This window comes from Pelagerythrobacter rhizovicinus, from assembly GCF_004135625.1.
In the GTDB taxonomy this organism is placed as follows: Bacteria; Pseudomonadota; Alphaproteobacteria; order Sphingomonadales; family Sphingomonadaceae; genus Pelagerythrobacter; species Pelagerythrobacter rhizovicinus.
In genome coordinates this window covers 793,679-806,996 of sequence record NZ_SDPV01000002.1, presented here as the reverse complement: position 1 = coordinate 806,996, position 13,318 = coordinate 793,679, and the positions used below count along the sequence as shown (strand labels likewise).

The following is a 13,318-nucleotide window of genomic DNA, read 5'->3' as shown; positions in this document are numbered from 1 at the left end:
CGGGTCGCGTTCCATTGTGCAATGCATCATTCAAGATTTAGTGCCGCGGGCACCTGCCTGATGGTGGATTTTGCCGCGCCGCATCGCTACCTGCCCCGGCATGGACGCGGATACCTCCCAGCCGGAAGCGCGCCCCGCGCGCCGGGGCTTTTTTCGCCGGAGCACAGCGATCGAGGGGGAGGCGAAGCCCGCGCGCACGCTCGGGCCGCTGACGATGATCTTCCGCGAGGCGGCGAACTATCCGGGCCGGGTGGCCCTGGCGCTGGTGGCGCTGTTCGTTACCGCGGCGGCGACGCTGGCGATCCCCAACGGGTTCAAGCTCATCATCGACCGCGGCTTCGCGGGCGGGGCGGACGACATCGGCCGCTGGTTCCAGTACCTGTTGGTGATCGTCGGCGTACTCGCGATCGGCACCGCTCTGCGGTTCTACTTCGTGAGCTGGCTCGGCGAGCGTGTCGTGGCGGACATCCGGTTGAAAGTACAGAACAACCTGCTGCGCCTCGCGCCCGGCTTCTACGAGGAGAACAGCCCGAAGGAGATTGCCAGCCGGATGACGGCCGACACCGCGCTGATCGAGCAGGTGGTCGGCACGACGATCTCGGTCGCGTTGCGCAACCTGCTGATGGCGGCGGGCGGCACGGCCTACCTCTTCTGGCTCGCGCCGCAGCTCACCGTGGGACTGATGATCGGCATTCCGGTGGTGATCCTGCCGATCGTGTTCTTCGGCCGCCGCATTCGCAACGTTTCGCGCTCGAGCCAGGACCGGATTGCCGACGTCGGGGCGATGATTGCGGAAGTGCTCGCGGCGATGAAGATCGTCCAGGCGTTCAATCAGGAAAGGCGTGAAGGTGAGCGCTTCGCCGCCGCCGTGGAGCGCACTTTCGCCACCGCGAAGCGCCGCATCCTGCTGCGCGCGGTGATGACGGCGACGATCATCCTCGTCGTCTTCGGCGCAATCACCCTGGTCATGTGGCGCGGCGCGATCGCGGTGACGAGCGGCGAGATCAGCGGCGGCACGATTGCCGCCTTCGTGATCACCGGCATTCTGGTTGCCGGGGCATTCGGCGCGTTGACGGAAGTCTACGGCGAGCTCCTCCGCGGCGCGGGTGCGGCCAGCCGGCTCGAGGAACTGCTCGAGGAACAGCCCGCGATCGCTCCCCCTGCCCGCCCGCTTGCGCTGCCCGAGCCGCCGCGCGGCAGCCTCTCCTTCCGCGGCGTCTCCTTCCGCTATCCGACGCGGCTCGAAACCCCCGCGCTCAAGGAGTTCACGCTCGAGGTGGAGCCGGGCGAGACGGTCGCGCTGGTCGGCCCGTCGGGCGCGGGCAAGTCGACCGTGTTCCAACTCGCCGAGCGGTTCTTCGATCCGCAGGCGGGCACGATCCGGCTCGACGGCGTGCCGCTCACCAGCGCCGATCCCGCCGAGATCCGCAAGCGCATCGCCCTCGTTCCGCAGGACGGCGTGCTGTTCTCCGCCAACGCCCGCGACAACTTGCGCTACGGCGCATGGGACGCGAGCGACGAGGACATCTGGGAAGCGGCCCGCGCCGCCAATGCCGAGCGCTTCCTGCGCGAGCTTCCCGAAGGGCTCGACACTTATCTCGGCGAGAGCGGCACGCGGCTTTCGGGCGGGCAGCAGCAGCGCCTCGCCATCGCCCGCGCGCTGCTGCGCGACGCGCCGATCCTGCTGCTCGACGAGGCGACCAGCGCGCTCGACGCGGAGAGCGAGCGACTCGTGCAGCAGGCGCTCGACCGCCTGATGACGGAGCGCACGACGCTCGTGATCGCCCACCGCCTCGCCACCGTGCGCGCGGCCGACCGGATCGTGGTGATGGACGAAGGACGGATTGTCGAGCAGGGCACGCATGCCCAATTGACCGAGGCGGGCGGGCTCTACAGCCGACTCGCCGCGCTTCAGTTCGCACCTAGCGAAGCTGCGTGAACCCGCGGCCCACGTGTTCAGCCGGGGCACAGCCGCGGCAATCTATGAAGTTGCAACTGAAACCGACGAACGGCGACGCGCCGGGGGCGCCGTGGCCTATGCTGGGGCCAGAGGATCTCCGCATCCTTGGGGCTGACTGAAATTTCCGGGAGTATTCCGACATGATCCGCACCATGCTCGCCGCGGGGGCCAGCGCTCTCGCCCTGACCCTTTCCGTTCCGGCGCTGGCGCAGGATGCCGGCGCTGCGGCGCCTGCCGCGAAGGCGGAGGAAACCCCGCTGCCGACGATGAGCTTCGGCGAATGGGGCTTCGATCCCGCTTACCTCGACAATACGATCGATCCGGGTGACGACTTCTTCGCCTACGCGAACGAGAAGTGGCTCGAAGCCAACCCGCTGCCGCCCGAGTTCTCGCGCTTCGGCGCGTTCAACCTGCTGCGCGAGAAATCGACCAGCGACGTGAAGACGCTGGTCGACGAACTGGTGGCGAAGGACCCGGCGAGCCTCTCGGCCGACGAGAAGCGCATCGTCGATGCGTACAACGCCTTCCTCGATACCGCCGCGATCGATGCCGCCGGCCTCGCTCCTGCAAAGCCTTACCTCGACCGGATCGAGAATGCTGCGACTTTGGCGGAGCTGGCGACGCTGTGGGGCACCCCCGGCTACTCCTCCCCCGTCGGCGGGTTCGTGACGGTCGATGCCAAGGAACCGACGCGTTATTCGGTCTACGTCGCCTCCGGCGGCCTCGGCCTGCCCGACCGCGACTATTATCTCGACGAGACCGAGAAGGGCCGCGAGATCCAGGCCAAGTACCGCGAATACCTTGCCTTCCTGTTCCAGCAGGCCGGCTATACCGATCCCGCGGGGACGGCGCAGCAAGTCTATGCTCTGGAGGATACGATCGCCCGCAACGTCGCCTGGGATCGCGCGACGCGCCGCAACCGCGACCTGACCTACAACGCCGTGACCCCCGCCGAGCTGGGTGAACTCGCCGGCGAATTTCCGCTCGCCCCGATGCTTCAGGCGAGCGGTTTCGGCGAAACCGACCGGTTCGTCGTCTACGACCTTCCGCCGACCGACCAGGAAGCGGCTGCACTTGGCCTGACCGAAGACACGCTTGCCAAGATCGGCGGCGGCACGCCCGCGATGCTGGCCATGCTTGCCGCCACGCCGGTCGAGGTGCTGCAGGCCTGGACGGTCAAGGAGTTCCTCTCGGGTAACGCGGCCGTCCTGCCCAGCGCGATCGATGAGGCGAACTTCGCTTTCTACGGCAAGACGCTGACCGGCACCCCCGAGCAGCGCGCGCGCTGGAAGCGGGCGACTGCAGAGACCGAGAACCTGCTCGGCGAACTCGTCGGCGCCTCCTACGTCGAGCGCTACTTCCCGCCGGAGAACAAGGCGGCGATGGAAGATCTGGTCGTCAACCTGCGCAAGGCGCTGGCGATCAGCATCGAAGAGAACGACTGGATGAGCGCGGAGACCAAGAAGGAAGCCGTCGCCAAGCTCGAAAGCTTCGATCCCAAGATCGGCTACCGTGACAACCTCGAGACCTACCCCGGCCTCGCGATCGGCGCCGGCGCGCCGCTCGCAAACCGCATGGCCGCGGCCGAATGGCAGTGGAACGACATGGTCTCCAAGCTGGGCGGCCCGATCGACCGCACCGAATGGGGCATGCTGCCGCAGACGGTGAATGCCTACTACAACCCCACCAAGAACGAGATCGTGTTCCCGGCCGCGATCCTGCAGCCGCCGTTCTACAACGTCTCGGCCGATCCTGCGGTCAACTACGGCGGCATCGGCGCGGTGATCGGGCACGAGATGGGCCACGGCTTCGACGATCAGGGCTCCAAGTCCGACGGGACGGGCATGTTGCGCAACTGGTGGACCGAGGCGGATCGTGCCGCGTTCGACAAGCTCGGCAACGCGCTCGTGGAGCAGTACGGCGCGTTCTGCCCGCTCGACGACGGCACGACCTGCGTCAACGGCCGTCTGACGCTGGGCGAGAACATCGGCGACGTGGGCGGCCTCAGCCTCGCCTACCGTGCCTACAAGCTCTCGCTGAACGGCAAGGAAGCGCCGGTGATCGACGGCTTGACCGGCGACCAGCGCTTCTTCCTCGCCTGGGCGCAGGTCTGGCGCTCGCAGCAGCGCGAGGATGCGGCGCGCCAGCGGCTGCGGACCGATCCGCACAGTCCCGAGCAGTATCGCACCAACGGCGCGGTGCGGCAGATGGACGCATGGTACGAGGCGTTCAATGTGACCCCCGACGATGCGCTCTACCTGCCGCCCGAGGAGCGCGTGCACATCTGGTAAAGACGCCATCGGCGTCACCAGGAATCGCCCCCGGCCCCAGTGGCCGGGGGCTTTTTTGTGCGCGACGGCCGATTTGCGTTTGACACGCCGCGCGCCATCGCCATGACCCGGGCCCGATGAGCCTTACCCTGACCGCAATCCTGCTCGGCATCCTCGAAGGACTGACCGAGTTCCTCCCCGTCTCCTCGACCGGCCACCTGATCCTCGCGCAGGCCTTCTTCGGCTACGACCCGGCGCAGTGGCGGCAGTTCAACATCATCATCCAGCTCGGCGCAATCCTCGCGGTCGTGGTGACGTACTGGAAGACGTTCTGGACGATGGGCCTCGGCTTTCTGCGGCGCGAGCCGGAGGCGCTGCGCTTCGTGCGCAACATCCTGCTCGGCTTCCTCCCCGCGGCGGTAATCGGCTTGCTGGCGAAGGATGCGATCGACGTCATGCTCGGCACACCAATGGTGGTGGCCGTGGCCCTGGTGATCGGCGGCGTCGCGATCCTCGTGCTCGAGAAGACGATCCCGGTGCGGGAGGACGTGGGCGTGTCCGGGCTGTCGTGGAAGACGGCGATCGCGGTCGGCTTCGCCCAGTGTCTGGCGATGATCCCGGGCACGAGCCGATCGGCGGCGACCATTCTCGGCGCGCTGGCCATGGGCGTGGGCCGCAAGACGGCGGCCGAGTTCTCGTTCTTCCTCGCGGTTCCGACGATGCTGGGCGCGGCGACGGTCAAGATCCTCGACGAGCCCGCGCTGCTGGCGGGCGAGGCGACGGTCGGCTGGGGTGAGATCGCGCTGGGCTTCGTCGCCGCATTCGTGGTCGCGCTGGTCGTGATCCGGGCGTTCGTCGCCTACGTCAGCCGCCACGGCTTCGCGCCGTTCGCCTGGTATCGCATCGTGCTCGGCACGGGCGCGATCGCGTGGCTCGCCCTGGGTTGATCCACTCCGCCGGATCGTTGCCCGCGTGCAACGATCCGGATCGAGCCGCCGCAACGGCTGGAACGTTTCGCGATCACCCCGGGTTGTATCGGGCAGGAAGGTTCGCAGACGTTAACACGATGGGTTTGATCATTTTTCTTGCGGGTGGCGCGCTTCTCGGCTGGCTCGCAGCGATCGTGCTGCGCATCGAGGAGGGGCGCGGCATCATGGCCAACGTGGCTGCAGGGAGCGTCGGCGCCGTGATCGGCGGCGTGATCGGCAACCGTGGTTCGGTGCTGTCGGGCATCAGCGCGATCTCGCTCCTCGTCGGTGCCGTCGGCGCGCTGGTCCTGCTCGGCGTCCTCGCCCTGTTTCGAAACCGGCTCGACGGGCGTGACAGGTAAACGCTATTCACGCTCGGCCGACATGCGTGTACAGGTCGGCCCACCCAACAGCTAAGGGGAAAGACTGAGATGAAGAGCATTTTCAAGAGCGCGATGGTTGCCTCGGTTGCCGCCATGGGCCTCAGCCTCGCGGCCTGCGACAGCGCGCAGGAGAACGCGGCCGAGGATGCCGGCGAGCAGAACGCCGAGATGGTGAACGAGCAGGCCGAAGCGATGGACGACGCCGGCCAGATCACCGATGCCGAAGCCGATGCGATGACCGACACGGCCGAAGATCAGGCGGACGCGATGGAAGATCAGGCCGAAGCCGCTGCCGAGGGCGACGCTGCTGCGACCCCGCCGGCCGAGTAAGCTCTTCGCTTCTCGAGTTCAGGAGAGCCGGTCCGGGTCAGCCCGGGCCGGCTTTTCTTTTGCCGCCGCTCAGACGGGCGCCGCCCCGCTCCCGCGGCCGCCGCGCAGCAGGTATTCCTGGGTGCCGCGGTGGATCACGTTGTCGACATCGATGACGGCCGAGTTGGCGTAGGTGAAGGCGGGCGGCAGGCTGCGGTAGAGGCGGTCGAAATCGCGCTCCACCGTCTGGCGGTAGAGATCCTCGAAGCTCTCGATCACGAAATAGGTCGGCTGCAGGTCGCTGATCACGTAGTCGGTGCGCATGACCCGGTCGACGTTGAGCATGATCCGGTTGGGGCTCTTCCCCTCGACCGCGAAGACCGCTTCGGTCGGACCCGAGAGGATGCCGGCGCCGTAGGCCCGCACTTCGCCGCGTTCGAGCATCAGCCCGAACTCGACCGTGTACCAATAGAGCGCGCCGAGCGCCTTCAGGCGGTTGTAGCGCATCGCTTTCCAGCCGGCCTTGCCGTATTCCTGCATGTAGTCGGCGTAGACCGGGTCGGTCAGCATCGGGACGTGGCCGAACACGTCGTGGAACACATCGGGTTCCTGGATGTAGTCGAACGTCTCGCGGGTGCGGATGAAGTTGCCCGCGGGGAAGCGGCGGTTGGCGAGATGCCAGAAGAACACGTGGTCCGGGATCAGCATCGGCACGGGCACGACGCTCCACCCGGTCAGCTTGCCGAGATCCTCCGACAGCCGCCCGAACTCGGGCACGCCGCCCTGCCCGAGGTCGAGCTTCTCCAGCCCCTCCATGAAGGCGCTCGCCGCGCGGCCGGGCAGCACGCCCATCTGCCGGGCGAAGAGATCGTTCCAGATCGCATCGTCCTCGGCCGTATAGTCGGTCTGCTTCGGCTCCAGCCAGTCGTCGCCGACGTGGGCCGGCTTCTTGAGCGGGGCGGTGAAGACGTCCGCCGGCATCTCGGGGAGAGCCGTGAAGTCCTGTTCCTGGGGTGCGATCGTGGCCATAGTTTCTCCTGTAACCAATAGCACCGCCGCCGGTCACTGACAAATCGCGCGTGCCGCGCCCCAGCTCAGTCGAAGATCTCCGCGAGCCAGCTCTTGCGCCGCTTGTAGGGCTTGCCGTGATGGCCGTGGCCGTAGCCCGAATGCGCCTGGCCGCCGTGGCGCGCGTAGTCCGGCGCGGGGCGCTGCGGGGCGGCCTGGGGCGCGCTGCGCTCGACGATCTTGTCGAGCTCCCCGCGGTCGAGCCAGACGCCGCGGCACTGCGGGCAGTAGTCGATCTCGATCCCCTGCCGGTCGCTCATGGCGAGCGGAACGCGGCAGACGGGGCACGACATGGCGGCGACTTCGGCTTCGGTGCGCATCGGTGGATCGGTCCTCTCTCTCTATCCTGGTATCCCCGCAAGATGGGGGCGGCGGCGGTGCGATCAAGCGCGGGCAAAGTGTCGCCTGGCCGTTGACGCTCCGCCGGGTTTTACGCGGTGTAAACTTGCGCCGGAATCGGAGACCCGGCGCCCCGCCCGGTCCAGCCGCGCGAGGTGCTGGAGCAGCGCATTGTTGTCGTTTTTCCAATGGGTTCCGGCATAGCGCCCGCGGTCCATGACGATCTGGATCAGCCCCTCCTCCGCGCGGTAGCCGGCAGCCAGCCCTGTGGACTTCGCCGAAGCCAAGTCCACAGGCGCGTGTGACTTTCCCAGCGCCGCGTCCCACGCCGCCGCGAAGCCCGCCGCGCCCGGCCGCTTGCGCAGGCGGTAGGCGCTCTCCCGCCCCATGCCGACCGCGCGCGCGGCGGCGCAAACCGAGCGCGTCTGGGCGAGGAAGCCGATGAAGGCCGCCTGCCGCTCGGGCACCCAGCCGTCGCGGCGCGGGCCGACGGGCACGGGATGGAAAGCGGGGATGCGGCGGCGGGTTGGCCGCGGCTCGCTGGCCGACTCGGTGACCGGCTCGGGGGTCGGCGGAGGGGGCGGATAGCGCTTCATCGCTCAGGATGGAGCAAATTTTGCGCATGTAGGAAAGCGATTTATGCGCCGGGCCAGTCCCCGGCGCGAAGGCCCGGCTACGGCTCGGCGCCTTCGGGCGGATAAGCCGCCGCGGCGCCGTGGTCGTAGCTCAGGCTCTCAACGAGGCGCAGACGGCCCTCGCGGGGCATCCAGCGCCACACGTTCTGGTAGCGCGCGCCGCCGACCATCTCCCACGCGCCGTCCGCGCGCCGCTCGAAGAACACGTGCGCGCCTTCCTCGAGCGCGCCCCACCGGCCGAGCGGGCGGACGGTGCGCGAGCCGGGCACCGCAAGCCGGCGGTTCGCATAGCCGGCGTGTGCCCCGCCAGGCGCGCGGGCGGCGCATTCGCGCTCCATCTGCGCGATGAACTTCGCCCGGCTGCTCGCGACGAGCCCACCCTTGTCGTGGAGCATCCGAAAATCTTCCGCCAGCAGCCGCTCGACGGCAGGCGGATCGCACGCCTCGAACGCCGCCCAGAACAGCGCCCCGTCCGCCGCCTCGATCTGCCCGGTGAGCGCGTCGAGCGGCGGGACCGGCGCCGTCGCTGCGGGCGTGGCCTGGGCGAGAAGAAGCGGTGCAAGAAGCGAGAGCATGGGAACGGCCCTTTAGTGTCTTAGTGTACTAAATCTATAATACGGACTAGGCGCGGCGCGTCAAATCCCGCGGTGACCAAAGGCGCTTGCCCGCGTGATTTCGGTGACCGCCGGGCGCGGGATCGGCGGATGATCCGCGCCCGCTTCATCCGGGCCCTATCGACCACCGCCCGATCAGTCGCAGTCGATGATCCCCGCGATCAGCCGCCGCTCGAGCGCGTCTTCGGCCGTGAGGTACCAGTTGTGCAGCCCCTTATCGAGCACCTCCTCCATTTCGACATCGCTCCCCGCGATCAGCCGTTTGAAGCCCTCGATCTCCATTTCGCAGCCGAGCTTGAGCTGGCGGCACAGCGACTCGACCAGCGGCATGCTGCCGCGCATCGGGCCCGACAGTTCGACGGTTTTCTCGAGCTGGCGGCAGTGGATCAGGAACACCCCGTCGGAGGTGACGAACCGGTCCTCGCGCGGGAAGGCGCTCATGATCGTGACCCCGGCGGAATAGACGATCGTCTTGCCGATGAAGATCAGCCGGCGGCCCTTGAGCCGCTCGCGCGCGAGGCCGACCTCGAGCACCATGCGGCGCCCGACTTCGGCATCCCCGCCGAGCGTGCAGACCTCGACCGCGACCGGCCCCTGGCCGCGCTCGGCTTCGGCGACCCCATCGAGAAACGTGTCGAGCATCGCGTCGTCGACCGTTCCGTGGAGGCGGATGGTGGGATTGTGGACCAGTTCGCGCGGCGGAGTGTCCGCGCGCGCCGGTTGCGGTTCGTAATCGGCCATCGGCCGGGTCTCCCCTGCTGGAAAGAGAAGCGGCCGCCCCCGGAAAGAGAACGGCCGCCGCTCGCATTACGTGCGTCGGTCGCGTCAGCGGCGCTGGCTTCCGCCGCCGCCCTGATCTTCGCGCTCGCGTTCGCGCTGGCCGCCACCGCCCTGCTGGCGCTGGTTGCCGCCCTGCTGTTCGCGCTGGCGTTCCTGCTGGCCGCCGCCGCCCTGCTGGCGCTGGCTGCCAGCCTTGTTCCTGTCGTTCTGGTTCATGACTTGGCTTCCTTCTCCAAAGGGTCCGTTTTCGTGAGGACCTGCCGACCAAAGCCGCCACGCGGCAAGGGGTTCCTCACTTGCGCCAGAGCGAAGGCCGGGCGCGCCAAGTTGCTGATTTTCGGTGAGAAATTCACATATGTTGAATCATGAACAAGGTGCTTCGAGGGCCTTACGCGCCGGCTCCGCTTTCCCAGCTCCGCAGCCGCTCGAAACGGTGGCGGTCGCGGATCGCGCGGTTGAAATAGCCGCCTTTCGAATCCGCGCGGGCCAAGGCCTGCGCGATGTCCTCCGGCAGGTCGAAGTAGCGATAGACGCTGCCGCCGACGAACTGCACGTCGAGCGTTCCCAGCGCGGGATGATAGGCGAAGCGTGCGATCGCTGTCGACGGCATGCGAGACCAACGCGCAGGCGCGGGGGAAGGGTTCACGCGGGAGAGGCAAAGTCGATCCGCGCGCTCTCGTCGCCTCTGCCATTTCCCTAATGGGAAATTCAGAGCGGGACGGATAAGGGCCCGGTCCTCGTGCCGATCGCCAGTGCGGCTAGCGCGCGCCGTCCTTGATCGCATCGGCCTGGCCGATCTCCTGCACCCTCTTCGGCGGAGGCTTCCGCGTCCTCGACCGCCTTCATGGCGGAACCCATTTCTCGATAGACTTCCATCTCGCCCGGCTGGCCCCGTCGAACATATTTATAACCGCCGCCCGATACTGGCACCCGAAGGGCGGACGGGAGGTCGCCAACGCGCGCCCGCTCGGCTGGGGTAATCCTAATTTCTGGCTGCTCGCCGGGGTAGAGTACACGCTCGCCGTGCCGGCCAATCGCGTCGGCTACGCCGGCGGCTGGACCCCGGGCCAGCTCAAGATCCCGCAGCGGGCTTCCTGTAATGGGGCGGTTAATGGGGCGGTGAGAAAGCGAGCCCGCTTCAGAACGGCGCGACTACCCCCCTCCCACTAGCGGGAGGGGCCGGGGGTTGCTCACCATCTGGTACGCTGCCGTTCTGGTTCGGCAGTCATCATGCCGCGCTCATGACACTACGCTTCTGCGACGGCGACGGTATCGATCACGCCCTGAACATCATGTGGCTGTAGTGCCCAGCGGTAGGCGGGATGAACTTCCCACGAATTTCCGAACTCGGTGGCCTCATGTGCAAGAAAACGACCCTGATCGTAGAATCGCCATTTAGCTACTCCGCACTCATCAAAACGGGCGACGATGAAGTCAATCTTATAAAGGAACGTCAAAACCGCCCTGTCCGTTACTATCCGTCCGCTAGCGAACCTTATTGGCGCAGCAGCTCTCGCCTGCTTGATCCTCACAATCATTTGGTCATTAGAATAATGATAGTTCTCTTTCGCTGTCCTTTGCACCTTGGTTGGTTTAAATTGCATAATGAAGTTGCTGATATTTGACACTTCACTTTTGAACTCATTAAAAAGATCTTGAAGGCGTTCCTCAGAATACGGCTCAAAGCTGTCAAGAAAATTCTGAGTAGATATCACACTAAGCCCCTTTTCAGCGGCTTTCCGTGCGGCCCCGTGGAGTAACTTCACAAGATCCCTGGGGCGGGCGCGACACAAAGACATCATCACCCGATGTGTCCTCTCATTCTCCCATTTACCTCTTCCGTGAAACTTGGGCTCCATGACGTGAGACAGAACGTCTCTGTTAATTGCATTCTGGCTCATTGCGGCAATTGCAGTCCGGGAGTACGGTAGTTTAAGAAATGTCGATATCCTAAACGCCATTAGACGAAGAATTTCATCATTCGTCCATTTTAGCCTTATGATATCTTGCTCTATTTTGTCGGTAGACTCATCTGAGGTTCTAACCAGAAAATACACATCCGTTCTGATGCCAATTCGGCATTGAACGTTTGCATCTTTTGCAGATATGTCCTTGAGAGCATTTATGAGAGCTGAGATGTTGACGATGTCTTGGGGTCTAGCGGACCATCCTCGATCGATATCATCGATATAAATATTCACCCGGTTTTTATAAAGGAAGTTCTCATATACCACCGTCTGAGCCGCATCCGCGATTCTAGGCTGGTAAGCCTTCAGTGCGTCCCGCACGACCGCAGATAGCTTCCGGGCTCCTATAGTCACTATACTCTGATCAACTTTGTCGACCGCGCCCTCAGTGGCATTCTCAATGGCTTTGTCCGCGACAGCGCGCTTTATGCCAGTTTTCCAAGCATCTATGAGGGAATTGATTTCTACGTCTGGCCCGACATTCAATAGCTCAGATAGGTCATCTGGCTTCAGGAATATACTCAGTATTCCCTTTGAAATGTCTTCCTCGTGCGAATAGCGAAGTAGCGCGCTCTTTCCGACCCCTTTGTGGCCCACCAGGATTCTGAGGGGCAGGTCGGCCCGCAAATTCTCATAGGCACGATTCTTCACGAAATATTCGCGAAACCGCTCCGCAGATTCATTTTCAGCGTCTTCGGAACCAAAGAGCGCCCTGATTTCACTCTCGTTGAAACAAAGCTTCGCCATTTCGCATCACTCCGCCGCCACGCTCCCGCTCTCACCATCCCCGAACAGCCCCGGCCCTTCATCGCCGAGGTCGTTCGCTTCCTCGCCCTTCTTGGCCTTCTGGCGCTTGTCGAAGCTCGACCAGACGTCCTGCCAGTTGCCCTTGGTCGCGCCCTTCGAATACTCGGTCGCGCGGGTTTCGAAGAAGTTGGCGTGCTCCACGCCGTTGAGCAGCGGGGCGAGCCAGGGGAGCGGGTGGTCCTCGACCATGTAGATCGCGGGCAGGCCGAGCTGGCCCAGGCGCCAGTCGGCGATGTAGCGGATGTAGTGCTTGATCTCCTTCGCCGTCATCCCCGGCACCGGGCCCTGCTCGAACGCGAGGTCGATGAAGGCATCCTCCAGCCGCACCGTCTTCTGGCACATGTCCATGATGTCTTCCTTGACCGCCTTGGTCAGGCAGTCGCGCTCCTGCACGAAGGCGTGGAACAGGCGGGTGATGCCTTCGCAGTGCAGGCTCTCGTCGCGGACCGACCAGCTGACGATCTGGCCCATGCCCTTCATCTTGTTGAAGCGCGGGAAGTTCATCAGCATGGCGAAGCTGGCGAAGAGCTGCAGCCCCTCGGTGAAGCCGCCGAACATCGCCAGCGTGCGGGCGATGTCCTCGTCGCTGTCGACGCCGAACTGCTGCAGGTAGTCGTGCTTGGCCTTCATCTCCTCGTATTCGAGGAACATGCCGTATTCGCTTTCGGGCATGCCGATCGTGTCGAGCAGGTGCGAATAGGCGGCGATGTGCACGGTCTCCATGTTGGAGAAGGCGGCGAGCATCATCTTGATCTCGGTCGGCTTGAACACGCGGCCGTATTTCTCGTGGTAGCAATCCTGCACCTCGACGTCGGCCTGGGTGAAGAAGCGGAAGATCTGGGTGAGCAGGTTGCGCTCGTGATCGGAGAGCTTCTGCGCCCAGTCGCGGCAGTCCTCGCCCAGCGGCACTTCCTCGGGCATCCAGTGGATCTGCTGCTGGCGCTTCCAGAAGTCGTAAGCCCACGGGTATTCGAACGGCTTGTAGGTCTTGCGGGCTTCGAGAAGGGACATCTGGCGTCTCCGGTTGGCGTTGGCCCCAATATATAGCGTATCGGGGCGGGCATGTGAATCGGTTTGCGGGCGCCGGGAGGGATCCTTGCGAGGGGCGGACCGCACGGGGCGGCAAGGCCCCGCATCCGCGAATCGCTCCCCCGGCGCGCGCGTCAGGCGAACGACACTATGCCCGCCGCCGGGCACGCCAAAACGGGCGCGCGCGAT

Annotated in this window: 15 protein-coding genes; 6 read left to right on the top strand and 9 right to left on the bottom strand. The window is 65.4% G+C overall.

Features of this window, described 5'->3' with window-relative positions; all coding sequences use genetic code 11:
- The first annotated feature begins 100 nt into the window (after positions 1-100).
- The 5 genes from ETX26_RS11760 to ETX26_RS11740 all read left to right on the top strand — a co-directional run bounded on the left by ETX26_RS11760 (position 101) and on the right by ETX26_RS11740 (position 5,911).
- The gene (locus ETX26_RS11760; RefSeq protein ID WP_129524861.1) at positions 101-1,939 is read left to right on the top strand and encodes an ABC transporter transmembrane domain-containing protein; all 1,839 of its coding nucleotides are present in this window, start codon (positions 101-103) and stop codon (positions 1,937-1,939) included.
- A gap of 161 nt (positions 1,940-2,100) precedes the next feature.
- A complete protein-coding gene (locus tag ETX26_RS11755) occupies positions 2,101-4,251 on the top strand; it encodes a M13 family metallopeptidase (protein ID WP_129524860.1) in 2,151 nt (716 codons plus the stop codon).
- A 116-nt stretch (positions 4,252-4,367) separates the two neighbouring features.
- Positions 4,368-5,177 (top strand): undecaprenyl-diphosphate phosphatase, encoded by an 810-nt coding sequence (locus tag ETX26_RS11750; protein WP_129524859.1) that lies wholly within the window; start codon positions 4,368-4,370, stop codon positions 5,175-5,177.
- 119 nt (positions 5,178-5,296) lie between these two features.
- Complete coding sequence (locus ETX26_RS11745; RefSeq protein ID WP_129524858.1) at positions 5,297-5,560, top strand: GlsB/YeaQ/YmgE family stress response membrane protein; 264 nt, start codon at positions 5,297-5,299, stop codon at positions 5,558-5,560.
- 69 nt (positions 5,561-5,629) lie between these two features.
- Entirely contained in the window at positions 5,630-5,911 is a 282-nt protein-coding gene (locus ETX26_RS11740) for a hypothetical protein (protein WP_129524857.1), read from the top strand.
- A gap of 69 nt (positions 5,912-5,980) precedes the next feature.
- On the opposite strand, the gene phhA is transcribed toward ETX26_RS11740, so the two are convergent.
- From phhA to ETX26_RS14335, 7 genes are all read right to left on the bottom strand, one after another.
- A complete protein-coding gene (phhA, locus tag ETX26_RS11735) occupies positions 5,981-6,919 on the bottom strand; it encodes a phenylalanine 4-monooxygenase (RefSeq protein ID WP_225425755.1) in 939 nt (312 codons plus the stop codon).
- Between the two features lie 65 nt (positions 6,920-6,984).
- Complete coding sequence (locus tag ETX26_RS11730; RefSeq protein WP_129524856.1) at positions 6,985-7,278, bottom strand: TFIIB-type zinc ribbon-containing protein; 294 nt, start codon at positions 7,276-7,278, stop codon at positions 6,985-6,987.
- 63 nt (positions 7,279-7,341) lie between these two features.
- Positions 7,342-7,893 (bottom strand): hypothetical protein, encoded by a 552-nt coding sequence (locus ETX26_RS11725; protein ID WP_129524855.1) that lies wholly within the window; start codon positions 7,891-7,893, stop codon positions 7,342-7,344.
- Between the two features lie 77 nt (positions 7,894-7,970).
- Positions 7,971-8,507, bottom strand: coding sequence for a nuclear transport factor 2 family protein (locus tag ETX26_RS11720; protein ID WP_129524854.1), 537 nt, complete (start codon positions 8,505-8,507; stop codon positions 7,971-7,973).
- Positions 8,508-8,681: 174 nt separating this feature from the next.
- Positions 8,682-9,287, bottom strand: a complete 606-nt coding sequence (locus ETX26_RS11715) for a peptidase S14 (protein WP_129524853.1) — start codon at positions 9,285-9,287, stop codon at positions 8,682-8,684.
- A gap of 84 nt (positions 9,288-9,371) precedes the next feature.
- Entirely contained in the window at positions 9,372-9,542 is a 171-nt protein-coding gene (locus ETX26_RS14340) for a hypothetical protein (protein ID WP_165271761.1), read from the bottom strand.
- A 172-nt stretch (positions 9,543-9,714) separates the two neighbouring features.
- On the bottom strand, positions 9,715-9,936 hold the full coding sequence (locus tag ETX26_RS14335; protein ID WP_165271760.1) for a KTSC domain-containing protein: 222 nt from the start codon (positions 9,934-9,936) through the stop codon (positions 9,715-9,717).
- Positions 9,937-10,100: 164 nt separating this feature from the next.
- On the opposite strand from ETX26_RS14335, the gene ETX26_RS11705 reads away from it, so the two are divergent.
- Positions 10,101-10,496, top strand: coding sequence for a DMT family protein (locus ETX26_RS11705; protein WP_225425754.1), 396 nt, complete (start codon positions 10,101-10,103; stop codon positions 10,494-10,496).
- Between the two features lie 77 nt (positions 10,497-10,573).
- Here ETX26_RS11705 and ETX26_RS11700 read toward each other — a convergent pair whose 3' ends face one another.
- Both ETX26_RS11700 and ETX26_RS11695 read right to left on the bottom strand, forming a co-directional pair.
- A complete protein-coding gene (locus ETX26_RS11700) occupies positions 10,574-12,040 on the bottom strand; it encodes a P-loop ATPase, Sll1717 family (protein ID WP_129524851.1) in 1,467 nt (488 codons plus the stop codon).
- A gap of 6 nt (positions 12,041-12,046) precedes the next feature.
- On the bottom strand, positions 12,047-13,111 hold the full coding sequence (locus ETX26_RS11695) for a ribonucleotide-diphosphate reductase subunit beta (protein WP_129524850.1): 1,065 nt from the start codon (positions 13,109-13,111) through the stop codon (positions 12,047-12,049).
- Positions 13,112-13,318: the final 207 nt, after the last annotated feature.